This window comes from Pseudomonas koreensis, from assembly GCF_012986595.1.
Taxonomy (GTDB): Bacteria; Pseudomonadota; Gammaproteobacteria; order Pseudomonadales; family Pseudomonadaceae; genus Aquipseudomonas; species Aquipseudomonas koreensis.
The window spans coordinates 376,293-400,231 of record NZ_JAAQYM010000008.1; the positions used below are offsets into that span (position 1 = coordinate 376,293).

General features: G+C 59.5%; 20 protein-coding genes and 1 pseudogene. 8 read left to right on the plus strand and 13 right to left on the minus strand.

The annotated features are described in order from the left end of the window. Position 1: 1 nt before the first annotated feature. From HBN98_RS25305 to HBN98_RS25350, 10 genes are read right to left on the minus strand one after another with little or no spacing between them, the layout of a single operon-like run. Positions 2–1,138: a glycosyltransferase family 2 protein gene (locus tag HBN98_RS25305; RefSeq protein ID WP_064588132.1), complete on the minus strand. Its 1,137-nt coding sequence runs from the start codon at positions 1,136–1,138 to the stop codon at positions 2–4. Continuing rightward, positions 1,131–2,099: a glycosyltransferase family 2 protein gene (locus HBN98_RS25310; RefSeq protein WP_083368653.1), complete on the minus strand. Its 969-nt coding sequence runs from the start codon at positions 2,097–2,099 to the stop codon at positions 1,131–1,133. The genes HBN98_RS25305 and HBN98_RS25310 overlap by 8 nt, the downstream gene beginning before the upstream one ends. After that, entirely contained in the window at positions 2,096–3,466 is a 1,371-nt protein-coding gene (locus HBN98_RS25315) for an O-antigen ligase family protein (RefSeq protein ID WP_083368654.1), read from the minus strand. Before HBN98_RS25315 ends, HBN98_RS25310 begins: the two co-directional genes overlap by 4 nt. Then, positions 3,463–4,554, minus strand: coding sequence for a glycosyltransferase family 4 protein (locus HBN98_RS25320; protein WP_083368655.1), 1,092 nt, complete (start codon positions 4,552–4,554; stop codon positions 3,463–3,465). The genes HBN98_RS25315 and HBN98_RS25320 overlap by 4 nt, the downstream gene beginning before the upstream one ends. After that, positions 4,551–6,143, minus strand: a complete 1,593-nt coding sequence (locus HBN98_RS25325) for a GumC family protein (protein WP_083368656.1) — start codon at positions 6,141–6,143, stop codon at positions 4,551–4,553. Before HBN98_RS25325 ends, HBN98_RS25320 begins: the two co-directional genes overlap by 4 nt. A gap of 17 nt (positions 6,144–6,160) precedes the next feature. Continuing rightward, positions 6,161–7,186 (minus strand): polysaccharide biosynthesis/export family protein, encoded by a 1,026-nt coding sequence (locus HBN98_RS25330; RefSeq protein ID WP_064588127.1) that lies wholly within the window; start codon positions 7,184–7,186, stop codon positions 6,161–6,163. 21 nt (positions 7,187–7,207) lie between these two features. Further along, on the minus strand, positions 7,208–7,855 hold the full coding sequence (locus tag HBN98_RS25335; RefSeq protein ID WP_083368657.1) for a CpsD/CapB family tyrosine-protein kinase: 648 nt from the start codon (positions 7,853–7,855) through the stop codon (positions 7,208–7,210). Next, positions 7,855–8,601: a sugar transferase gene (locus tag HBN98_RS25340; protein WP_064588125.1), complete on the minus strand. Its 747-nt coding sequence runs from the start codon at positions 8,599–8,601 to the stop codon at positions 7,855–7,857. The genes HBN98_RS25335 and HBN98_RS25340 overlap by 1 nt, the downstream gene beginning before the upstream one ends. Positions 8,602–8,619: 18 nt before the next feature. Continuing rightward, positions 8,620–9,657, minus strand: coding sequence for an NAD-dependent epimerase (locus HBN98_RS25345; RefSeq protein WP_083368658.1), 1,038 nt, complete (start codon positions 9,655–9,657; stop codon positions 8,620–8,622). Then, complete coding sequence (locus HBN98_RS25350; RefSeq protein ID WP_083368659.1) at positions 9,654–11,006, minus strand: UDP-glucose dehydrogenase family protein; 1,353 nt, start codon at positions 11,004–11,006, stop codon at positions 9,654–9,656. The genes HBN98_RS25345 and HBN98_RS25350 overlap by 4 nt, the downstream gene beginning before the upstream one ends. A 389-nt stretch (positions 11,007–11,395) precedes the next feature. On the opposite strand from HBN98_RS25350, the gene HBN98_RS25355 reads away from it, so the two are divergent. From HBN98_RS25355 to HBN98_RS25385, 7 genes are all read left to right on the plus strand, one after another. Continuing rightward, complete coding sequence (locus tag HBN98_RS25355) at positions 11,396–13,093, plus strand: sulfatase-like hydrolase/transferase (protein WP_064588122.1); 1,698 nt, start codon at positions 11,396–11,398, stop codon at positions 13,091–13,093. Positions 13,094–13,217: 124 nt separating this feature from the next. Further along, on the plus strand, positions 13,218–13,871 hold the full coding sequence (locus HBN98_RS25360) for an ABC transporter ATP-binding protein (protein ID WP_083368660.1): 654 nt from the start codon (positions 13,218–13,220) through the stop codon (positions 13,869–13,871). Then, positions 13,868–16,339, plus strand: coding sequence for an ABC transporter permease (locus HBN98_RS25365; protein WP_083368661.1), 2,472 nt, complete (start codon positions 13,868–13,870; stop codon positions 16,337–16,339). The genes HBN98_RS25360 and HBN98_RS25365 overlap by 4 nt, the downstream gene beginning before the upstream one ends. After that, the gene (locus tag HBN98_RS25370; protein WP_083368662.1) at positions 16,329–17,396 is read left to right on the plus strand and encodes a lipocalin-like domain-containing protein; all 1,068 of its coding nucleotides are present in this window, start codon (positions 16,329–16,331) and stop codon (positions 17,394–17,396) included. Before HBN98_RS25365 ends, HBN98_RS25370 begins: the two co-directional genes overlap by 11 nt. 156 nt (positions 17,397–17,552) lie before the next feature. Continuing rightward, positions 17,553–17,795: a hypothetical protein gene (locus HBN98_RS25375; protein ID WP_083368663.1), complete on the plus strand. Its 243-nt coding sequence runs from the start codon at positions 17,553–17,555 to the stop codon at positions 17,793–17,795. Between the two features lie 10 nt (positions 17,796–17,805). Continuing rightward, positions 17,806–17,988 carry a hypothetical protein gene (locus tag HBN98_RS25380; protein WP_064588117.1) on the plus strand — a complete coding sequence of 61 codons (183 nt, stop codon included), beginning with the start codon at positions 17,806–17,808 and terminating at the stop codon, positions 17,986–17,988. An 85-nt stretch (positions 17,989–18,073) separates the two neighbouring features. Next, a complete protein-coding gene (locus HBN98_RS25385) occupies positions 18,074–18,658 on the plus strand; it encodes a hypothetical protein (RefSeq protein ID WP_083368664.1) in 585 nt (194 codons plus the stop codon). A 329-nt stretch (positions 18,659–18,987) separates the two neighbouring features. On the opposite strand, the gene HBN98_RS25390 is transcribed toward HBN98_RS25385, so the two are convergent. After that, complete coding sequence (locus HBN98_RS25390; RefSeq protein ID WP_083368665.1) at positions 18,988–19,794, minus strand: glycosyltransferase family 2 protein; 807 nt, start codon at positions 19,792–19,794, stop codon at positions 18,988–18,990. A gap of 217 nt (positions 19,795–20,011) precedes the next feature. Between HBN98_RS25390 and HBN98_RS25395 the strand changes: the two genes are divergently transcribed. Next, positions 20,012–20,827 (plus strand): VanW family protein, encoded by an 816-nt coding sequence (locus HBN98_RS25395; protein ID WP_083368666.1) that lies wholly within the window; start codon positions 20,012–20,014, stop codon positions 20,825–20,827. 128 nt (positions 20,828–20,955) lie between these two features. Here the strand turns inward: HBN98_RS25395 and HBN98_RS25400 are convergent, their stop codons facing one another. Together HBN98_RS25400 and HBN98_RS25405 are read right to left on the minus strand one after the other, a co-directional pair. Further along, entirely contained in the window at positions 20,956–21,261 is a 306-nt protein-coding gene (locus tag HBN98_RS25400) for a hypothetical protein (RefSeq protein WP_083368667.1), read from the minus strand. 1,410 nt (positions 21,262–22,671) lie between these two features. Beyond that, a pseudogene (locus tag HBN98_RS25405) lies at positions 22,672–23,617 on the minus strand (RHS repeat domain-containing protein); the annotation flags it as partial. Positions 23,618–23,939: the final 322 nt, after the last annotated feature.

Sequence of the window (23,939 nt, forward strand, 5' to 3'; positions counted from 1 at the left end):
TCTAACGGTTCTGTTCGGGATTCCACTGGGCATATCGGTGGCCACGCAGGAACTGCCACAGGCCGAGACTCATCCCGGCGAGGGTGACCAGCAGGAACGCGGCCAGACGAAACGGTTTGGGCAAGCGATGTTGCGAGTCCAGCAACCCGGCCAGCGCAATGGCGTAGCCGAGCAGTTGGGCGATCAGGGCCAGTCGATAGAAACCGTGGTCGTCCCACAGCCAGAAGTTGCTCAGCAGCAACGGCAGCAGGAGGATCGGCGCCAGGCGGCGGATCAACTTGTGGCTGATCAGCGCCAGCGAATACAGGCCATGTTTGAGTGGGTTGAGCAGCTCACTGCGCTGGGCGAGGCTTTGCAGGCCACCGACGGTGACGCGCTGACGGCGGCGGAACTGCTTGTCCGCTTCGTCCACGCCGTGGTCGATCACTTGCGCCTCAGGCACGTACACAATGCGCTTGAACGCCACCGGTGCACAGGTGCTGAGAAAGAAGTCGTCATTGACCTCCGCCGGCACGCTCTGGAACAGCTCGCGACGCAGGGCGAGCAGGGCGCCGTCGGCCGAGACCATGCAGCCGGTGCGATTCTCGACCCGGCGCAGCCAGCCTTCGTAATGCCGATACAGGCTGTCGCCGACGCTCAGGCCGCCGCCGGTCACCGGAATCACCATGTGCCCGGCGCAGGCGCCGACGTTGGGGTCATTCAGTGGTGCGAGCAGGTAGCCGAGGGTTTCCCGCGACCATTGGTTGTCGGCATCGGTGAACACCAGGATGTCGCCGGTCGCCAGCGCCACGCCGGCATTCAGCGTCGCCGCTTTGCCCTGGCGCGGCAGGTCGAGCACTGTGATGCGCGAATCAACCACCCTGTGCGCGCAGGCCACGGTGTCATCGGTGGAGCCGTCGCTGGCGAGAATGATCTGCAACGTGGCCGGTTGGTAATCCTGCGCCAGCAACGTGCGCAACTTGTGCTCGATGTGCCGCGCCTCGTTGTGCGCGGCAATCACGATGCTGATGTTCAGCGGTGGCACCGGGGTGTGGCGCCAGGCCGGGAACAGCGGCGCCAGCACGGTCAGCAGCAGCGGATAGCCGAGGTAGGCGTACACCGGCAGCAGCAGGCACAGCCAGAAAATGAATTCAGCCACGGGCAGGCCTCCTGGCGTTCCAATGACACAGACTGAGTAGCAACGCCGCGCCCGCCAGATGCAGGCGCAACCAGTGCAGGCCCCACAGTTGCAGGGTCAGGCCCACGTCGTGATGGCGTGAACTCTGGCGAATGCTCAGCACCAGTGCCGGTATCGTGGTCAGCAGCACCATGACGGCGGCGTGATGCGGGAAGCCGTTGAGCAGCGCGGAAATCGCCAGCAGGTCGAGCAGCCAGGCGCCGAGCGAGAGCAGCGGAAAGCGCAGCAGCCGCAAGCTGAAACCGTGGGTGCGCAGCAGTTGCAGATGACTGCCCTGACGCCACATTTCCTTGCCCATCCACTCGCGCCAGTTCATCTCGTAGCCCCAATGCAGGGCCACGCTGCTGTTCACCGACAGCAGCCGCGCGCCTTGTTCGTGCAGGCGCAGGGTGAATTCCTTGTCCTCGCCGGTGCGCAGGTGTTCATTGAACCCGCCGACCTTGTCGAACCAGCGCCGGCGCATCAGCAGGTTGGAACTGGGCAACCAATCCACCGCGTGCGACCCCTGACTCGACGGGCGTAGCGTGCGCCGTTGCCAGGCGGCGGCGTACCACGGCGCGGCGGCGGGAGTATGCAGGTCGAGACCGAAGACGTCGGCCTGACCCTCGGCTTGCAGTTCGAACAACGACTGGAGCCAGTCCTCGGGCATCTCGACGTCGGCGTCGATGAACGCGATCCACTCGCCGCTCGCCAGCAGTGCGCCGCGATTGCGCAGGGCGCCGATCAGCAGCCCCGGCAGCACCAGCACCTGCGCGCCAAATGCGCGGGCGATGTGCGGACCGTCGTCGTCCGAACCGTTGTCGATCACGATCAACTCGCACTCGAGATTGGCCGCATGCGCGGCTTTTTGCGCAGCCAGCAGCGTGCGACCGATGTGCCGGGCCTCGTTGTACATCGGGATGATGATGCTGATCCGGCTCATGCGCGGGCCTCGCTCAGGGGGGCTTTTTCGGCTTTGAGGCGCAGGACGCTGGTCAGCGCGAGCATGATCCACACGTATTTCTGGTTCGGTGCGCTGAGGAACATCAGGAACAGGGTCAGCGACAGGAAGCTCACGCCGAGGTGGGTCATCAGGTCCGCCTGTTGCCAGTCACGTCGTTGCAGCCACGCGGCGCGGGCGCGGATCAGGTTGTACAGGCCAAGGCCGAGCATGCCGACGAACAGCAGGCCGGCAGGAATCCCCAGTTCACTGAAGATTTCCAGGTAGGTGTTGTGCGCACGGCGGTACAGGTCGCCGATCTTGCGGTTGGCGGAAAACGCCTTGGCGTAGCCGGTGGTCGCGTAGTGCAGCGGGAAGGTGCCGGGGCCGGAGCCGAGCAGCGGGTTCTCGCGGATCATCTGCCCACCGACCACGATGTACGAGGCGCGGCGGCCGAGGGATTCGTCGTCGTGGCCCTTGGCCCCGGCACTGAGCACGCTCAGGGACTGAATGCGCGCGATGTAACCGGCGGGCATCGCGTAGATCGCCAGCGGAATCACGATGGCCGCGCCGAGCATGGCGAAACCCAGGTGCCGTGGGCGGATCCGGGTCAGTTGGGTGCGGTAGTGCCAGCCGCCGATCAACAGACTCAAGGCCACCACCACCAGCCCGGAGCGCGACTCGGTCTTGGTCATGCCACCGAGCAGCAGCAGGCAGCAGGCGCCCCAGAACAACCGGTGCAGCAGGTTCGGCCCGCGAATCACCAGCAGCAGCGCCAGCGGAATGGCGAAGGCGATCAGCAGGGCGAAGGCGTTGGGATCTTCGAGCAACCCGGCGGCGCGGCCCTGGTCCTGGAATTTGGTCGAGAACATGGCCATGGCGCAGGTGGCGCTGACACTCAGGGTCACCAGTCTGGCGAACAGGTCGAGGTTCAATTCGCGACCGATCAGCAGGGTGATGACAAACAGGATCAGGCCCACGCTCAGCTCGCGCAGATGCCCCAGCGACATGCCCAGGTCATCGGTGTTGAGCAGGCTGAGGAAATACAGGACCAGAAACCACAGCAGAAACCGCCAGATATTGCTACGCAGGCGCTCGGAGGGAATCTGGTGCATGGCCAGTTGCAGCATCAGGATCACCGCCAGTGACGCGCCGATCAGTTTGCTCCCGGACAGCGCACTGTCCTTGAAGAAGCCTTCGAACGGCACCAGCGCGGCAATCCCCAGCAGGCCCCAGGTCGGCTTGCGATACAACACGGTGAAACCCACCAGGGCAAAGACTGCGCCCGGCGCCAGAAACGGATAAGGGCTGGCGAGCAGACCGATGCACACCAGGCCGAGCAGAGTGACGATCGAGAGCGGGAAAATCATGCGCGTGCCTCCCGTGCCGTGCGGATGTACAGCTGCGACCAGCGTTCGGCCAGGGCCTTGAGGTCGTAGCGATCCTGTTGCGTACGCTTTGCGTTGTCGCACAACTGCCGGGCCAGATCCGGCTCGATCAGCAGGTTGTCGAGCTGGCGGGCGAGGGCGGCGCTGTCGGCGGGTGTCGCCAGCAGGCCGTTATGTCGATGTTCCAGCACATCCGGAATACCGCCGACGGCGAATGCCACCACCGGCACGCCGGCCTGCATGGCTTCGAGCAGAATCATTGGCGTGCCTTCGGTGCGCGAGCTGATCACCAGGGCATCCAGGCGCTGCCACCACGGTTGCATGGCGGTCTGGTAGCCGGGCAGGCGAATCCGTTGCGACAGTCCGGCGGCGTCGATTCGCGCTTGCAGCCTGTCGCGTTCCGGGCCGTCGCCGAGCATCACCGCATCCAGTTGCGGATGCTGGTGACACAGCGGAATCAGCGCATCGAGAAACAGGTCCGGGCCTTTCTCGCTGCTCAGGCGCCCGACGTAACCGGCCAGCCAGCGCTGGCGGTCAACGGTGCTGATCAGCGCGGCAGCGGCCGGCAATCCGTTGGGGATCACCTGCAGCTTTTCCGCCTGCACGCTGGCCTGACGATGCAGCACGGCGATGCTCTCGGCCACGCACACCACACGGTCCACCGACGCGGTGCGGCACAGCTGCAGACTCAGCCAGGTGTAGAACTTCTGCTTGTGGCTGCGCGGGGTGAAGCCGTGCTGGGTGATGACCAGCGGCAACCGCAACAGCGTCGCGCCGACCCAACCGAACAGCAGCCCCTTGAAGTTGTGGGTGTTGATCAGCGGCTGTTCGCTGCGCCGGGCGCGCAGGTGACGCAACAACTCACCGAGCCCGGCACAGCCACGGCAGTCCACCCCGGCCTCGCGAAAGCGCGCGATCAACGCTGGCGGTGCATCGAGAAACAGCACCTGGTGCTGCCCCGGGGTCGCCAGACAGTGATCGAGCAACATGCGCTCGGCCCCATAGAAGCCGCCGCTGCTGAGCAAATGAATGATCGGCAGCGCGGCGTTCGGGGTGGACAGCGTGTTCAATTGCGCACCCAGTGCACGAAGCTTGGCACGGTCCAGTTTTTGTGCGGATTGCTCGGCAGCACGTTCTCGTCGTTGATCACCAGCAACACCGGCAGGCCCAGTTCGTGGGTGATTTGCGCAGGGTGTTTGAAACGGTGATCGAAGAACTCACGCACATAGACCAGGGCAATCGCCAGCAGCAGACCGGTGAACAGCCCGAACGGGATGATCAGCAGCGGTTTGGGGAAGGCCGGCTCCGTCGGTTCGAACGGCGGGCTGAGGACCTTGGCGTTCGACAGGTCGTCGTTGAGCGCACCGGCCGTGCTGCTTTCGGCAAAGCGCTGCGCGTAGGTCGAGAACGCCGTGTGCAGCGCGTCGATTTCAGTGTCCATCTGCCGCAGCTTGCTCTGGGTCTGCTGCAACGTGTGGATGCGGTTCTTGAAGTCGGCGATGCGCGCGGTTTTCTGATTGATCACCTGTTGCACCACGGCCAGGTCGTTGGTGCGTTCCTGAATGCGGTTGCTCACCACTTTGAGGAACTGCTGGCGGGTGCGGGCGATCTGCTCGCGGGTCAGCAGCATCGGCTCGCTGCCGGGCTGGAACACCGCAAGGTCATTCATGTAGCGGCTGACCTGGGTGGTCAGTTGCTCGCCCAGTTGTTTGACTTCGCGATCCTCGAACGCCACGTTGTCGACGGTGGTGGTGAAGGTATAGGGGAAGGTGTAGTCGTTGAGCTTGTTGGTGCTGGCGGCGGCCAGCGCGGTTTTCAGGTATTCGAGCCAGCGCTGGCTCTGCAACAGGCGGTCCTGGTACAGGTTCAGGGCTTGCTCTTCGGTGTTGATCGCGTTCAGGCGGAAGGTGATTTCTTCCTTCGGATCGGACGAGCCGACACTTTCCAGCAGCGCCTGGCGATTGCCTTCCAGGCCGTCGAGACGCACCTGATACAGGTGCTTCTTGGTTTCGTAGAAGGATTGCGGCAGGTCGATCGATTGCAGCGCCTGACGGCTGCCCAGATAGTTTTGCAGCAGGGTGGCGACGAACGTCGTGCCCTGATGCGGATCCGGGAAGCTGTAGACGATCGAGATCACGTTGGAGCCGGGCAGGGTCTCGATCTTCAGGCTGTCGAGGGCCTGTTGAGTGAGGCCGTCGAGCACGGTGTCGCGCACCGGGTCGGTTTGCAGCCCGAGCATGTTGCGCAGCGGGTTGATCACATACTCACGCAGCGGCGAGGAGACGTAGCGCCGGAACGGGTCGCTCACCAGTTTGGCGAACATGCCCACCGGCGGGTTGTACTCGCCCTTGTCGCGCAGCTCGCTGATGGTCTGGCGGATCAGCGCCGGTGACCGCAGGATATTGCTTTCGGTTTCCATGTCCGCCAGCGATGGCGGAATGAAGGTGGCGTTATCGACCGTGAGGGACGTGGTGGCGTCACCCTGGGAGAGTTTTTTCGACTGCACGATCACCTGGGCGGTGATATCGAAGCTCTGTTTGAGCACCAATGGCAGCAGCAGGGCGATGACTGCAAAGATCAGGAAGACCCGTTTCACCAGTTGCTTGTTGGCGAAGAAGATCCTGAAGAACTCATGCAGGTAGTTTTCCTTTGGATTCATGATCGTTCACCTGGGAGTCAGTTACTGCTGCTGCTTTTGTTGTCGACGCGGTAGCCGAAGCTGAAGCCCACGCCCTGGAACAACACTACGTCTGCCAGTTGCCGAGCCAGATCGCCGGCACTCGCCAGTTTGGTTTTCGGCACGAACAGCATGTCGTCGGGTTGCAGGTAGGCGATCTGCGACGCGTCGCCCGCCAGGGCTTTTTCCACGTCGTAGTGCACCGCCTGCACCTGATTGCCGTTGCGGCGCATGATCACCACCGAGTCCAGACGCGCCTTGACGTTGGTGCCGCGCGCCAGGGTCAGCGCTTCAAGCACCGACACCGGACGGCGGATCGGATAGGACCCCGGCTGGCCGACTTCGCCCAGCACGTAGATCTCGTTGCCGGCGGTGGATTTGAGCAACACATCGACGCTCATCCGTCCCGGCAATTGCGCGTACTTCTGGTTGAGGAAGGTTTCCAGTTGATTGACGGTCATGCCTTGCAGCGGCACGGCGCCGATTTCCGGGAAGCTTGCATAGCCGTCGGTGCCCACGGTGATCTCGCGGCTCATGCCGGTGGCCGGGTGATTGAGGGCGCTTTTCAGGTTCTGCTCATTGGTCAGCGGGCTGATGATCTGTACCGTCAGCTGATTGCGGTTGGGCTGGAACAGCTGCTTGCGCTGATAGGCGCGCTGGATTTCATTGCGTGCCTCATCGCTGGTCAGCCCGGCGATTTTCACCGAGGTGTTGGCCCCCGGCAGGTTGATGGTGCCGTCGGGCAGTACCAGTTGGTTGCCGTTGAGCTGGCTGGCGGCGGTGAAGTTCAGGCCGATCTGGTCACCCGACTGCACGCGGTAGGCGTCCGAGCCGCTGGTGCTGATGTGGAAGATCACATCCAGCACGTCTTGCGGGCGCAGGGTCTGTTCGACCTTGGGCATGTCGGTCGCCTGGGCGTTGGCCGGCGTGGCGGTGAGGATATTCACCGGCATGTTCTGGGTTTCGGAAGTGCTGGAGCAGCCTGCAAGCGGCAGCATCAGCAGAACAAGTATCTTGGCGTTCATGGCGTCATCCTTCGCGTTTGCTTACAGGTTTTTGTAGAGCCACTTGGGCATGTAGTACTTGCGGCGGTTGAACACGCTGCCGACCACTTTTGCCCCGGCCTGGGTGAGGCGTTGTACGGCGGCCTGGGCGACTTCCCAGCGGGTGTCTTCGGCGCGCACCACAAACACCACGCCATCGACCTGAGTGCTGAGCACCAGCGTGTCGGCGGCCGAATACACCGCGTCACCGTCGATCACCACGAAGCGGTACTGGGCGCCCAAGCGGTCGAGCAGCGGGCTCAGGCGTTCGGCGGTCAAATGTTCCAGGGTGCGGATCGGCCGGCCGTTGGGCAGCACATGGAACGGCAGGCTCGACACCTGCACCACGCAGTCCTGCAACAGCGGCGGGTTGTCCGGGTTGAACAGCAGGTCGCGCAGGCCGCGCTCCTTGCCCAGATTCAGTTGCTGGGTGAGGTTGCCCGCCGACTGACTGGCATCCACCAGCAGCACCTGGCCGCTGCTCATCTGCGCCAGTTGGCTGGCCAGCGCCAGGGCACTGGTGGTGGTGCCGGCGCCGGGGTTGGCGGCGGTCAGAAAGAGGATCCGCAGATCCAGGTCCAGCACGGTCGAGATCAGGTTCGATTCGCTGGGGTTGGCAATGCTCAGGCTTTTGTTGGTTGAACCGTCCATTAGCTTGCTCCGTGGCCGCTGAATACTTTGAAGGGGGTTTTCAACAGGATCTTCAGATCAAGCAAAAGGCTTTGCTCGGCGATATAGCTGAGGTCCAACTCAACGCGCTGGTCGAAGTCGATGTTGCTGCGCCCGGAGATCTGCCACAGGCCGGTCATGCCGGGGTAGATGCTCAGGCGCGCGAGATGGCTGTCCTTGTAGCGGTAAGCGTTGAACGAGGTCGGACGGGGGCCGACCAGGCGCATGTCACCGGTCACCACGTTGATCAGGTTGGGCAGTTCGTCGAGGCTGGTGCGCCGCAGGAAACCGCCGATCCCGGTGATGCGTGGGTCCTTGTCGATCTTGAAATCAATGGCGTCGACCCCGTGCTTGTTGAGGTGGCGCAGCGATTCCTTCAGCTCTTCGGCGTTGCACACCATGGTGCGGAACTTGTACATGCCGAATTTGCGGCCGCGATAGCCGGTGCGTTTCTGCACGAACATCACCGGTCCCGGGCTGGTGAACTTGATGGCCAGCGCCAGCCCCAGCAGCAGCGGCGAGCACACCACCAGAATCACCAGCGCACCGAAGCAGGCCAGCACGCGGTTGGTGCGCGACAGCGTCCACGGCCGGCCACCGTCGCGGCCGGTCAACCAGCCACGGCCCTGCATGTGGATGGCGGTATCGAGGCGCATTCGGTGCTCGGGATCCATGCGCTTGTCGCGGCGCATCTGATGGATCGGTACACCTTGCTCATGTCCAGTCATGGGGTCCTCCGCTGATGTTCAGCCGCGAGCGGCGCGTGGGCGATAGGCAGTGGGGTAGTAGTCGCGAAACCAGGCGATGAAACGCCCCAGTCCTTCATCCAGCTCGATCCGGGGCTGGAACCCGGTGGCCTGGGCCAGATCATCGGTCTCGGCACAGGTGTTGAGCACATCGCCCGGTTGCAGGGGCAAGAGCTCGACAATGGCTTTCTGGCCGAGGTGTTTTTCCATCAGCGCCAGATAGGTTTTCAGCTCCACCGGGTGGTGGCCGCCGATGTTGAACAGGCACCACGGCGCCATGCTGCTGCCCGCGTCGGGGTGTTCGCGGTCCCACTCCGGGTGGTTGTGCGGCGGATGGTCGGTGAGGCGCGCGATGCTTTCGACGATGTCGTCGATGTAGGTGAAGTCGCGCTGGTGTTCGCCGTAGTTGAACAGTTTCAGCGGCGTGCCTTCGGTGATCGCCCGGGCGAACTGGATCGGCGACATGTCGGGCCGACCCCAGGGACCGTACACGGTGAAAAAGCGCAGGCCGGTGCTGGGAATGCCGAACAGGTGGCTGTAGCTGTGGGCCATCAGCTCGTTGGCTTTTTTGGTCGCGGCGTACAGCGACAGCGGGTGATTGACGCCGTCGTGCACCGAATACGGGGTGTGCTGGTTGGCGCCGTATACCGAACTCGACGAGGCGTAGATCAGGTGCTCGACCGGATGATGCCGGCAGCCTTCAAGAATATTCAGGAAACCGCAGAGGTTGCTGTCCAGATAGGCCTTCGGGTTTTCCAGCGAGTAGCGCACCCCGGCCTGCGCCGCGAGGTGGATCACCACTTGCGGCTGCTCGCGGACAAACAGCGCCTCGATCGCGGCGGCATCGGCCAGATCAATCCGCGCCAGCGGGAAATGCCCGACCTGATCGCGTACCCATTGCACGCGATCGTGTTTGAGTTGCGGATCGTAATAGCCGTTGAAGTTATCCAGGCCGACCACCGCATGCCCGTCGCGCATCAGCCGCAACACGCAATGGGCGCCAATGAAGCCGGCTGCGCCGGTGACCAGGATTTTCATGGGCGCAGTCCTTCTGGAGCGATGTGGCGCAGGCCGATGCCGCTGTAGTGCAAGCCGGCGGCAGCCACGTGTTCCGGGTTGTAGAGGTTGCGACCGTCGACAATCACCTTCGAGCGCAGCTTGCTTGCCAGCAGCTCGAAATCGACCACGCGAAAATTCTTCCACTCGGTGCAAATCACCAGCGCGTCAGCGTCTTCCAGGGTGTCGTCGCGGGTGGCGCACAGGTGCAGGTCGTTGCGATAGCCGTACAGGCGCCGGCATTCGGACATGGCTTCCGGATCGTAGGCCTGCACGCTGGCGCCCTCGGCCCACAACGCGTCCATCAGGTAGCGGCTGGGGGCTTCGCGCATGTCATCGGTATTGGGTTTGAACGCCAGGCCCCAGATCGCGATCGACTTGCCGGCCAGGCCTTGCGGAAACTGCGCCTTGAGTTTGATGAAGAGGATGTGGCGCTGGCTGTCGTTGACGTCGGTCACGCTGCGCAGCAGTTTCAGCGGCATGCCGTTGTGTTCGGCGGTGTGCAGCAGGGCACGCAGATCCTTGGGGAAGCACGAGCCGCCGAAGCCGCAACCGGGGTAGATAAAGTGGTAGCCGATGCGCGGATCGGAGCCGATGCCTTTGCGCACGGCTTCGATGTCGGCGCCCAGCAGTTCGGTGAGGTTGGCCAGTTCGTTCATGAAACTGATGCGTGTGGCGAGCATCGCATTGGCCGCGTACTTGGTCAGCTCGGCGCTGCGGTTGTCCATGAACATCAGTTTTTCGTGGTTGCGGCAGAACGGCGCGTACAGCTCGCTCATCTGCTCGCGAGCCGCTTCGTCACGGGTACCGACGATGATCCGGTCCGGGCGCATGCAATCGGCGAGGGCGCTGCCTTCCTTGAGGAACTCAGGGTTGGACACCACCCGGACCTTGAGGCTGCTCCGGTCTCGGCGCAGCAGTTCTTCGTTGGCCTTGGCCGCGACCTGGTCCGCCGTGCCGACCGGCACTGTCGACTTGATGATCAGGGTGCGATCGGCCTCCATGTACGAGGCGATCTGCCGGGCCACATTGAGCACGTGGCTCAGGTCGGCGGAGCCGTCCTCATCGGCGGGGGTGCCCACGGCGATGAAAATCAGCTCGGCATGCTCCACCGCGTCACTGGCCTGGGTGCTGAACAACAAACGCCCGGCCTTGATGTTTTCTTCAAGGGTGGTGGAGAGTCCAGGCTCACTAATAGGCGGCACGGCTTGTTGCAGTTGTTTAATTTTATTGGGGTCGATATCAACACATAAAACCCGATGCCCTACATCTGCAAGTGCGGCGGCTTGAATTAATCCGACATAGCCTGTGCCAAATACGCTCACGTCCATCTGCGCACCCTCGATAGAGCGAAAAGAATAAGTTCGGAAGAAGACTGTAAAAGGGGTATAGCGCAGGGTTTGGAAAGCGTGTCAGCAAAATGACATGTTGCACCTGTATAACACTTGAGCGCTTTTTGGCGATTGGCCATCAAGTCATTGCTGCGATTGGATTTGTTGTTTTTTTGCAGATTTGTTCAGAATTCAAATAAGCGATGGACGGTTGTAAGTCACTAATTTAAAGGCTTGTAGCGTCTCGTGTGTGTCAGATTTGAGTCACCGTTTTTTTGACGCTTTCTAAAAGAAACAGTCAATTCTTGCGCTTTGATGGCCGGGTGCTAGTGTCAGGTTCTGACCGACAAACCTTTGACTCTCTGCCATTTTGCACGTCCGGTGTCGCCATGTTCAGATATGCCAAAGAATTACTTTTAATTGTTTATTTACTCCTTTATTCCGAATATTACATTGAACGGTTAAATGCTATCGGCGTCAGTTTTGCTGTACTTCTTTTTGGCGCGATGTTTTTGGCGCTTACTTTAGCGTTATATCTAACGGCTTATATTCGCCAGGCGCTCATTCGCCACCTGTTCGCAATAACACTGTTTGTCTCGGCGGTGTTTTTTGATGTCTATACCCGGGTCACCGCGGATTACCTGAGCTACAGCAGCTTTGTGTCGCTGGTGTACTCCGGTGGCTTCATCCAGGAGGCCGCCTACCAATATCGCGACGCGATCATTCACGGCGCGCTCAGTGGCCTGCTGTTGCTGTTCGGCATCGGTCTCAAGCCGCGTCATGCACTGGTGGTGCCCAACGCGTTGCGCGTGGCAGCGCCGGTATGTGGCGTGTTGCTGTTGAGTACGGTGTTATTCCTGCGGGCGGGCGAGGGCGCGCGCGGTTTGCCGATCATGTACACGCCGCTGGCCTATCTGAACCTGTTCGCCTATGAAGCACTGCACAACACGGTCGGCCCGCGTGAGCCGGTGACGTTGGCGCGCAACACCGCGGCGATCAATCACGACATCGTGCTGATCATCGACGAAAGCATCTCCGGCAATTACCTGGACATCAATGCGCCGTTCGGGGTGCACAGCAACCTCAAGCAGGCGCACCCCGGCGTCGACATCTTCAACTACGGCTACGCCGCGTCCATCGCCAACTGCAGCGCCGACACCAACGTCACCCTGCGCTACGGCGGGACCCGCGCCGATTACACGCGGATCAACAGCACCCTGCCGTCGATCTGGCAGTACGCGAAGAAGGCCGGGTTGCGCACCGTGTACATCGACGCCCAGCGCACCGGCGGCAATTTGCAGAACCTGATGACCGACACCGAGAAAAAGGACATCGACCAATTCGTCCAGTTTGACCAGACCAGCGTGCGTGACCGCGACATGGCCGCCGCCGCGAAGCTGATCGAATTGCTCAACGACGATCAGCCGGAGCTGGTGGTGATCAACAAGGTCGGCGCGCATTTCCCGGTGCACGACAAATACCCCGATGCGTTCATGGCGTATCGTCCGACGCTGCCGCGGGGGCAGTTCACCGAAGTGGCCGATACCGGCAAGCGTGACGGTTTCAACGGCCAGCCGGACGACTGGGTGTTGTACCGCAACGCCTACAAGAACACCGTGCTGTGGAACGTCGGCGAGTTCTTCGCCCGGGTCTTTGCCCAGGCCAAGCTGAATAATGCGCTGTTGATCTACACCTCCGATCACGGTCAGGACCTGCATGAACGCGGCAATCCTGGGCTGAATACGCACTGCGGCGGTGACCCGGTGGAGGAAGAAGGGCTGGTGCCGCTGGTGGTGATCCAGGGCGATCAGTTGCACGGGCCGGACTGGGCGCAATCACTGGCGGCGAACAAGGATCGCTCCAGCCACTACAACATCTTTCCGACCCTGCTGCAGGTCATGGGCTACGACCTGGCGGGAATCGAGGCGGTGTATGGCAAGCCGCTGACGGTGCCGACGGCGGATGATTTCACCTTCAACTACCGCTTCAATGCGCGTTTGGGGGCCAAGCCTGAATGGAAGCACATTGACCTGAACACCATTGTCACGCCGGGTGAGGCGGCGACCCGTGTGGCAACCGGGCAGTGAGATTTGTGTCGGGCCAACGGGCCTCATCGCTGGCTTGCCAGCGATGAGGCCCGTGCAAACACCACTGATCTGAAGAGGCCGCAATCCGCTATCCTTGCCCCACACTGACCCAACGGATGGCGGCATGCTTCAGGTTCAAGGCGTGTTCAAAAGTTACCTCACCCCCCAAGGCCCGTTACCGGTGCTGCAAGGCATCGACCTGACCCTCGAGCCCGGCAGCAGTCTGGCGCTGATGGGCGAATCCGGCAGCGGCAAAAGCACCTTGCTGCACCTGATCGCCGGCCTCGACAAGGTTGATCGCGGCAGCATCCGCAGCGGCGAGCATCGGCTGGAAAGCATGAACGAAGCTCAACTGGCCGACTGGCGGCGCACTGAAATCGGTCTGGTGTTCCAGCAGTTCAACCTGATCGGCAGCCTGCGGGTCGAGGACAATCTGGCGTTTCAGGCGCGTCTGGCCGGGCGCCATGAGCCGCGCTGGCAGGCGCATCTGGTGCAGCGTTTGGGGTTGGGCGAGTTGCTCAAGCGTTATCCCGAACAGTTGTCGGGCGGCCAGCAGCAGCGGGTGGCTTTGGCCCGAGCCTTGGCGTCGCGGCCGAAACTGCTGCTGGCTGACGAGCCGACCGGCAGCCTCGACGAAGCCACCAGTGATGAAGTGCTGCGCCTGTTGCTCGAACTGCTCGACGACACGCCGACCACGCTGTTGATGGTCACCCACAGCCCGCGCGTGGCGGCGCGGCTGGCGCAACGGGTGGTGTTGTCCAGTGGCCGGCTGACGTGAACGTTTTCTGGCAAACCCTGCGCGCGCTGCTCAGCCATTGGCGGCGGCATCCGGTGCAATTTTTCAGTGTGCTGACCGGGTTGTGGCTGGCGACCAGCCTGCTGACCGGGGTCGAGGCGCTGAACAGTCAGGCCCGCGACAGTTACGCCCGGGCCAGCCAGATGATCGGCGGCGAACCTCAGGCCAGTCTCGCCACGCCGAGCGGTGCGACATTCACCCAGCAGTGGTTTGTCGATCTGCGCCGCGCAGGCTGGCCGGTTTCGCCGCTGTTGCAGGGGCGGCTGCTGCTCAAGGAGCACGACAATCAGCGTCTGCAACTGATTGGCATCGAACCGGTGTCACTGCCTGCGGACTCCGCAGTGGCCGGGCAGTCGATGCCGATCGAGCGCATCGTCGAGTTCTTCTCGGCGCCGGGCGCTACGTGGATTTCGCCTGAAACACTGCAAGCCTTGAACCTCAGCGAAGGCGCCACGCCGCAAACCCTCAACGGCCAGACCCTGCCGCCACTGCGCGCGCAAAGGGACATGGCGCCGGGGGTGTTGCTGGTGGATATCGGCGTCGCGCAAACCCTGCTCGACCAGCCCGGGCAATTGTCGCGGCTGTTACTGCCCAAGGATTTTCAGGCCGAGCTGCCGGCGGCGTTCAAAGGGCAGTTGCAGCTCAAAAGCAGCGCTGAAGAAAACAATCTGGCGCGCCTGACCGAGAGCTTTCACCTGAATCTCGACGCCTTGGGATTTCTCTCGTTCGTGGTCGGGCTGTTCATCGTTCACGCGGCCATTGGTCTGGCGCTGGAACAACGGCGTGGATTGTTGCGCACCCTGCGCGCCTGCGGGGTGAGTGCGCGGATGCTGATCGGCAGCCTGATCGTCGAACTGGGCGTGCTGGCGCTGGTCGGCGGAGTGTTCGGCGTCATCAGTGGCTATTGGCTGGCGAGTGTTTTGCTGCCCGACGTCGCCGCCAGCCTGCGCGGTCTGTACGGTGCGGAAGTGGCGGGGCAGCTGCGTCTGAGTCCGTGGTGGTGGTTCAGCGGTATTGGTTTGAGCCTGTTCGGCGCGTTGCTGGCCGGCGCCAACAGTCTGTTGCGCGCGGCACGCTTGCCGCTGTTGGCGGTGGCGGATCCGCAGGCCTGGCATCAGCAGCATGCGCGCTGGTTGCGGCGCCAGGGTTGGCTGGCGGCGGTGCTGGGACTGATCGCGCTGTCGGCGTTGCTGTTCGGTGACAGCCTGGGCAGTGGATTTGTGTTGATGGCCGGGTTGCTGCTCGGTGCCGCGCTGGCGTTGCCGGTGGTGCTGAGCGCGGTGCTCACTCCATTACTCGGGCGCAGTCGCTCGGTGCTCGGCCAGTGGTTTCTCGCCGACTGTCGCCAGCAACTGCCGGCGCTGAGTCTGGCGCTGATGGCGCTGCTGCTGGCGCTGGCGGCCAACATCGGTGCCGGCAGCATGACCGCCGGTTTTCGCCAGACTTTCAACGACTGGCTCGAACAACGCCTGAGCGCCGAGCTTTACCTCAACCCGGTCACTCCGGCGCAATCGCGCGAGCTGTACAGCTGGCTCAAACAGCAACCGAGCGTCAGCGCGGTGCTGCCCAACTGGCAGGTGGCGGTGACCCTGCAAGGCTGGCCGGCGGATGTATTCGGGGTGATCGATCATCCGTATTACCGGCAGCACTGGCCGCTGCTCGACGGGATTACCGGGGATCCGTGGGCGCACCTGGCGAACGACGACGCGGTGATGCTCAGCGAACAACTGGCGCGGCGCCTGAAGGTGCGCGCGGGTGATCATCTGCGCCTGCCGACCCCGGGCGGGGCGTGGTCACCGCGGATCGTCGGGATCTACGCCGACTACGGCAATCCCAAGGGACATCTGCTGGTCAACAGTAATCATCTGCTGCGTCTGTGGCCGGCGCTGACACCGAACCGTTTCAACCTGCGCATCGCACCGCCCGACATCCCGGCGTTTTTGACTGCGCTGCAAACGCGCTTTCAGCTCGATGACAGTCGCATCGTCGATCAGGCGCGGCTCAAGGGCTGGTCGGTGCAAGTGTTCGAACGCACCTTCGCCGCCACCGCCGCGCTGAACAGCCTGACCCTGGCGGTGGCGGGTGTGGCGCTGTTCATCAGCCTGCTGACCCAGAGCCAGAGCCGCCTCGGACAACTGGCACCGCTGTGGGCCTTGGGCGTGACGCGCCGCCAGTTGATGCTGCTCAACCTCGGCCAGACCTGGTTGCTGGCGGTGCTGACGCTGGTGCTGGCGCTGCCGTTGGGGATTGCGTTGGCCTGGTGCCTGGATGCGGTGATCAACGTGCAGGCGTTCGGCTGGCGTCTGCCGTTGCGGATCTTTCCGCTGCAACTGTTGCAGTTACTTGGGCTGGCGTTGCTGGCGACGCTTTTGGCTTCGGCGTGGCCGCTGTATTCGTTGTACCGCACGCAACCGGCGGATCTGTTGAGGACGTTTGCCCATGAGGATTAGCCTCGTTGCGCTGTGTCTGGCGCTGCTGCTGGTTGGCTGTGATCAACCGCAACCTGATCAAAAGGGCTTCGCCGGGCTCGGCGATCAGGCTGCGCAGTTCACCGAGGTGGTGCCGGGGCGGGTATTCAGCTTCCCGGCGGATCACGGCGCCCACGAGGGATTTCGAATCGAATGGTGGTATGTCACCGCCAATCTCAAGGACCCGCAGGGCAATGATTTCGGCGTGCAGTGGACGCTGTTTCGCAGCGCCTTGAAACCCGTGCCGCAGCAACCCGGCTGGGGCAATCAGACGATCTGGCTCGGGCATGCGGCGGTGACCTCGGCCACCGCGCACCATGCCGCGGAGCGTTATGCCCGGGGCGGCGTGGGGCAGGCCGGGGTGAACGTGGCACCGTTCGAGGCATGGATCGATGATTGGCGCTTTGCCGGTCAGGCGCCGGAGCCGTTGAGCGACCTGCAACTGAGCGCGCGCGATCAATCGTTCGCCTACCAACTGCACCTCACTTCCAGCCGGCCGCTGGTGCTGCAGGGCGATTACGGCTTCAGCCAGAAATCCGAACAGGGCCAGGCCTCGTATTACTACAGCCAGCCGTTTTTTCAAGCCAGCGGCACCCTGCAAATCGACGGCCAGACCTACACCGTCAGCGGCCCGGCCTGGCTGGACCGTGAATGGAGCAGCCAGCCGCTGACCGCCAATCAAACCGGCTGGGACTGGTTCTCCCTGCACCTGGACAGTGGTGAACACGTCATGCTTTACCGCATGCGCCAGAAGGACGGCGCACCGTACCTCACCGGTACCTGGATCGCGGCCGACGGTCAGGCGCAAACCCTGCGCAGCGAACAAATCAAACTTGTCCCGCAAGACACCGCGACAGTTGCCGGCCGCGCGATGCCGGTGCGCTGGACCATCAGCATTCCCGACAAACAGCTCGACATCAGCCTGTCGGCACTGAACCCCAACGCCTGGATGAACCTGCGCATTCCTTACTGGGAAGGGCCGGTGCGGATCAGCGGCAGCCATGGCGGGCGCGGCTATCTGGAGATGACCGGCTACTGACCGGTGCACTGCAACTAATCTCGGAGCTGCCGCAGGCTGCGATCTTTTGACTTTGATCTTGAAAAAGATCGCACCCTTCAGCAGCTCCTGCAGGGATTGGGTTGAACTCCGTTTCGTCGCGCACCCTCTACAACGTAATACCGTGGAGGATTGAGCATGAGCGACGACCTGCAACCCCCAGACCTCACAAGCTGGCAGCGCCTGTTCGATGACCAGACCTACTGGCAGCAATCCCCCGACGCTCACTATTTCGATCTGCAACGCATCGCCGACGACCTGCTCGGCCAGGGCGCGATCGATCTGGAGCAGTGGCAGATCCTGCGCGCCAAGGCCGATGACCTGCACAAGGATTCGCCTGATGTGAACGTCGCCCGTGAACTGGACGACCCCGAAGCCTGAGGAGCCCACCATGAAACCCGTCACCCCCAGCGAACACCCTGACCAACCGCGGCCACCGGGAGAAACCGAGCGCGACAACGACGCCCTGCGCCCGACCGACCCCAAACAGCGCGAGGACAGCAGCAAAGGCACCGCCAGCGGCGAATCCACCGCGCAAGAGACCGCCGCATCACAAACAAAAGCCAAGCCCTGAGCACCGTCTATGCTCAGTGGCACATCCGGCGCCATACACACATTGGCGCCGGCTTCTGCCATTCATTACAGGGAAAGTACCGCTTATGAAGCTTCGCGCTCTGGCCAAGGCCATCACCCTCACAACCGTATTGTCCGCCACCAGCTTCGGCGCCATGGCGGCCGATATTCCGCTGTCCGCCACCGTCGAGGCCGATCAGGTCACCACCAAAGTGCTGGCCGTCGATGCGGCCAACCATCAGGTCGTGCTCGAAGGCGCGGAAGGTCGCCAAGTCCATGTTCAGCTGAGCGACAAGGCGAAAAACCTCGACAATCTCAAGGTCGGCGACCTGGTGAAACTCGAAGTTCAGCGTTCTGTCGCCGCTTACCTCGACACCGATGTGGATAAAGGTCTGCCTGGCACCGTCGAGCGTACGGGCGAACTGCGCAATGCGCCGGGCAGTGAAAACCCGGGTGGTGAAGCGTACCGGCAGATTCAGGTGCAGCTGAAAATCACCAAAATTGATTTGAAGAATAATCAGGTCACCCTGGAGAACCCTCAGGGACAGTCGAAAATCCTCGACGTGAAGAAGCCGGAAATCCAAGCCAAGCTGAAAGATTTGAAAGTCGGGCAGAGTGTAGTTGTCACTTATACCGATGTATTAAAAGTGACCAGTCAGCATGAAAGTTGAGCATTAACTCTACAAGATGGTTGTTCTTGTACAGATTATTGTATGAGAACAATCATCTGAAAGGTTTTGTGCCTTGCTTTGAAAGTTTTATGAAAGGATATCGTCGATAAATATCTATTAACTTCTTCGTACATAAAATTTACATTTGTGTATGACGACATATCCGCCAACTTCTATTAAAATCCTTCCCGTTCGCCCAGTGTCAGGGCTCTTTACCGGTGCATGGATTGCCAGGCCATTACACTGGGCGAACACCTGATCGGAGCGGATGTATACAATTTCAGATAAAAAAAGGGCGACTTTGAAGTCGCCCTTTTTTTGTGTCGCGATCAAGCCGAGGCCTGCCCCTGAAAGCGTTTGAGGGTGGCTTCGTACATTCTGGTCCGGCGGTGGTTTTTGCCGTAGGTGCCGGCAGCTGCGACGGTTCCTGCCTGGATGTGATCCAGATAGCGGAAAATCTTGCGCGGCGCCAGCAGCTTGATCCCGAATCCCAACGCTGTCATTCGATCCTGCAGGGTATAACCGGGTACCCGGTCATCCAGGCAAAAGTGCAGTCCGTGGGACTTCATCAACTTGACGTTCCACAACGTGCAGAAACTCTTGAGATGAGTTTCCCGATAAGGTTTCGGCTCTTTGCTGCGCAAACCCAATGAGGTTTTGGCCCGACGAACATAATGTTTGCAAAAGCGCGAAGTTAATCGCCAGGTGTCTCTCAATACCCCACGATTAATCTGTTCGACACACCCGACTGCGGCGATCCCGGGAGTATTCGTGCACTCATTCAGCATCATCACAAAGACTTCCTTGTCATAGACAAAGGTGTCGGTGTGCAGCAGAAACAGATAGTCGGTTTCAACTTTCTCCAGCGCCATGTCCAGCGCCTTGCCATGGGCAATATGCCCGGCTTCTTTACCGGGGGAGGGACGTTCGATCAGATTGATCCAGTCCAGCGAGCGCAAGTAATCGAGGCTGGCATCCGCCGAATCATTGTCCACCACCCACACCGGAATGCGTTGTGCCTGAACGTGCTGGCGCAACAGCTCCAGGCACATGCGGGTGATGTCTGGGGTTTTGTAATTTACCAATACAAGACTGAAATTCGGCTGCGTAACGGCTGGTAAATCAAACTGGCTCATGTCGGGAAGCTCATCCACGGTTGATCGACGGCAAGTGTCTGTCGAGCCGGGATGCTAGCGACGCAAGCTTAGTTGAAGCTTAATTTGCCGTTCAGCAAGTGAGTCGAAGTGTGTCGAGCCAAGACACCTCAGGCACGACGGAAACCGGCCCACACGCTAAACTGCGCGCCTCTTTTCACGCTTCAAGGAACAAACGGCGCCCGCCGTAGACTCACGGATGAAACCACTCTCCCTCTACCACCCGGCCCTATACTGGCTGCGCGTGTGGCAAAAACGACTGTTCCGCCAGATCGCCTGGCACTGCTCCAGCAAACGCTACGCGCGCCTTGTTGCCGGCGCTGACCGTCTGCCATTTCGCTACCTGAAACACACCTCGAAACTCATCCGCAAACTCGGCGACTCCGACCTCGCCCTGCAACACAACAAAGTCATCAACCTCAAACTCGCCGTCGCCGCCATCGACGGCCTCATCATCGCCCCCGGCGAACACTTCTCCTTCTGCCGCCTCGTTGGCCGCCCCACCCGCAAACGCGGCTACGTCGAAGGCATGGAGCTGTCTTTCGGCGAGGCACGACGCGGTATCGGCGGCGGAATCTGCCAACTGAGCAACCTGATCCACTGGATGGCCATTCATTCACCTCTGGTGGTGGTCGAGCGCTCCAACCACAGCTTCGACCCGTTTCCGGACGAGGGGCGAGTGCTGCCATTCGGTTCCGGCGCGGCGATTTTCTATAACTACGTTGATCTGGTGCTGCATAACCCGACGGATCGGACTTTTCAGTTGAAGTTGAACGTGGGGCAGACGCAGTTGGAGGGTGAGTTGCTGTGCGATCAGGTGCGGGCGTATCGGTATCACGTGTTTCAGGAAAAGCACCGGTTTGTGCGGGAGGGGGAGCGGGTGTATCGGGAGAATGAGATCTGGCGGGAGGTGCGGGAGAAGGGGCAGGTGGGGGAATTGGTGGAGAGGGTGAGGTTGTATCGAAATCGGGTGGTGGTTAAGTATGAGGTGGCGGAAGAAATGATGGAGACATGATCCCTATCTAAACCGCTGAGGTTGAAGAAATTATTTAGTGGGCGGCAGACTCCGTATTCGAAGCGTGGTAGTACTCAGGAGAAAGTTTGGAGAGGTTGTTTAGGGAGAAATGTGTTTTGGTTGTTTATTTATGGGGTTTGCATTCTCTTTAACGTGTTTTTCAAGGCTTTTTCAAGACTCTTCCAGGTTTTTGCGGTTTCACTATATGTAGGTGAGCCCCAGTCTCTATTTGAAATAAGTAGTATTTTGAAGGAGCCGTTTTTAGAAAACTCAGGATACCACCCGATATCTATGATTTTTCCAGAAGGAAAAGCAGCTTGGAATAGGTCTTCCTTTAAGTCATCAGTGATCAGTGAAATTTTCGAGTTGCTCAAGTTGGAGATTTCGTCAAAGATTATCTTTCCACCAAGGTTTATTATTTTTTGAATGTTCATTGGCTATATTTTTCCGTTTGAATTTCTAAATATCCAGATGCGTTTGGAAATAGATGCCCTATAGTCTGATTGCTAACCGGAGGAGAGGTGGGTTCACGGATTCCAGAATCTAATCCCTGCCAGATATCGTTCGATGTTATCCATATCGTCATTTCCAAGAGTCGAATCAAAATTTCTGCTGAGAGCTTTCTAATTTTGGCAAGCTGTTAAGTATTTCTTTTCGTCAATGAGGTCAGTCAGGGCTTTTCTATAATCTTCGAGTAATTTGTCTAAGTAGCTCCCAATTTTATGCAGGGAAAAAAGATTTACTCAATTTCTGGTAGGGCTTTGAGCGCTTTTTCTCCTGTAATTGTTATTTGTTTATTGCTATCTAGCATTGATTCTACCTGATAGCCTTTCGGCTATCTGGAGGAGAGAGCTATTTTTATGAGTAAGGAGTGTCTTAAAGCTTTTTGTTTTGTGCATTAAAAATAAGTATATTCACTTTGCTTTAAGTTTTATACCGATTTTTCACCCGAGAGTCAATGCGCCACTGCTCCGAAATTTTTATTATTTTTACCTGGTTTGTTTATGTGTAAAGTTAGTAGTTGGCGATACGCGGAGGTTATTAAAAGGGGTGACTATTTTTATATAAATAATTTTTATTATTTTAGTTCTTTATATGTTGGTTGGGTGGAGGAAGGTTTTTTTTGCAATTATATCTACGAATGTCGGGAGTGTTTGTTTCGTTTGCTCAAGTGAGATTATTATTATTGATTCTCCCATTTTTAATACTCCACAACCGTCTTCCTCAATCACGATTAACTTTGCCGTGATGTATGTGTGACATATGTCGAATGATATCGAAGGGGTGTTTTTTTTGGAGAGGGTCAGGTTTTCTCCCCAAATAAAATCATCATCGATATTGATTTCGACGTCATATATTTTATTTTCTTTAGGGGGCGAGCCAATAAATGCTGAAAAGCCTTTCCCATAGGGCGTTGAATACTCGACAAGTATTTCGTTGGCTGTGCTTTTGATTATGCTTGATATCGTAATGTTCATCTGTTTTGCTCCCAGTGGAACCCGTACTACTGTGTTGTCGACATTCATTACATTATTTATTAGATCTAATGTCCAAGTTTTTTCATGGTAATGATGTTTATTCGGTTTGCTATTCACTTCGTGGCTGCCATACCGAATACTTCTCTTGCCGTCGGCAGATACAATTCTATCGTTGTCTGGTAACCCAGTCCTAGGATGAATATTTGTATACGGCCCCTCACCTAAGAAATCTTCCCATCGTTTTACAGCATCTTGTGGTTTTACTGGCTTACTTCCATAAATCTCATTGTGATATCCCTGACCGATAGGCGGTGGTTCTGGGGGAGCAGAAGGTCCAGCATCTTTGACTGTGTTTCCTCCACCTTGCGGTAGCTTTTTATCTGCGTCAGGGCAGTTACCGCTCAACCCCAAAGGATCCACCCACCCCGTAGGGTTAGGCACGTACTGGTAGTTGTTCAATCCGCCCGTTGATCGGGTCCGGCGCCAAAAACCGCCCAGTGCTCGGATTGTAGTAGCGGTGCCGGTTGTAGTGTAGGCCCGTTTCGGCATCGAAATACTGACCCTGAAAGCGTAGCGGGTTATCGATTTCGCTGACGTCCAGCGCAGCGAGATTTCCGTAGGCGCGGTACTTCGCGGACCACATGATCTCGCCGCTGTAATCAGTGAGTTCCTGCGGTGTGCCGAGGTGGTCGAGTTGGTAGTAAAACGGCGTGGCTTTACGCGGACCTTCGCCGTCGAGCATCACCAATGGGCGGAAGCTACCGGGTTCGTAGATGTAGCTGCGGTAGCGGTGGTCGGCGCTTCCAGCGATCAGTCGTTCGCCTTGCCACAGAAACCGCTGGTATTCGGTAACGAGTTCGCTGCCGTCATCGCCGAATTCGGTTTTCTTCAGCAACTGCCCGTTGAGGTCGTATTCGTAGGCCGTGCGACGACCGTCGAAGCCAGTTTAGTAATCGAGCTGGTAATGCTCGCCGCGCTCGTTTTCGATGTCAGTGAGCAACAGACGCGAATTGTCGTAGCGGTAGCGCAGTTGGCTGCCGTCCGGATTGATACGGCGGCTGACCAGGTGCAGGTTGTCGGCGTATTCGTAGCGGGTTACACGGCCGAGTTCGTCCCGTTCGGCGGTGACGTTGCCATAGGCGTTGTAGGTGAAGGCACGTGTTGCGCCGCCCGGCAGCGTGACTTGTGCCAGACGGTTGGCCGCATCCCACTGGTATTGGGTGATGGCGCCGGATTCTTCCTGGCGGGTGATCTGACGACCCAGTGCGTCGTAGCGATACTTACACTGGCCGCCGTCTGGCAGGCATTCTTCCGGAAAAAGGGGATGGATTTGTTTCTGAAAAAAGCGGCTAGAACAGGGGGGATTTTCACTCCCTTTTGAATCAAAAAGGGGGCAAGCCGGAAAATAAACCTGTCCCCTTAGTCTCGTCTGTAAGGTCGGTGACCTGATTACTTCGCCATAGTCGCAGTTTCGACTATCCAGACACGCGAATGACTCATCTCAACGTTATTCTTTCACCCATTTATCCAAAGGAAGTTTCTCAGTTTTTTTTGCAAACAATTCTTTTGCTTCCCGAAGAGTCATGTGGTTTGGGCCGCTATACGTGTCAAGGTTGCTAGTTCCATTGTCTTCC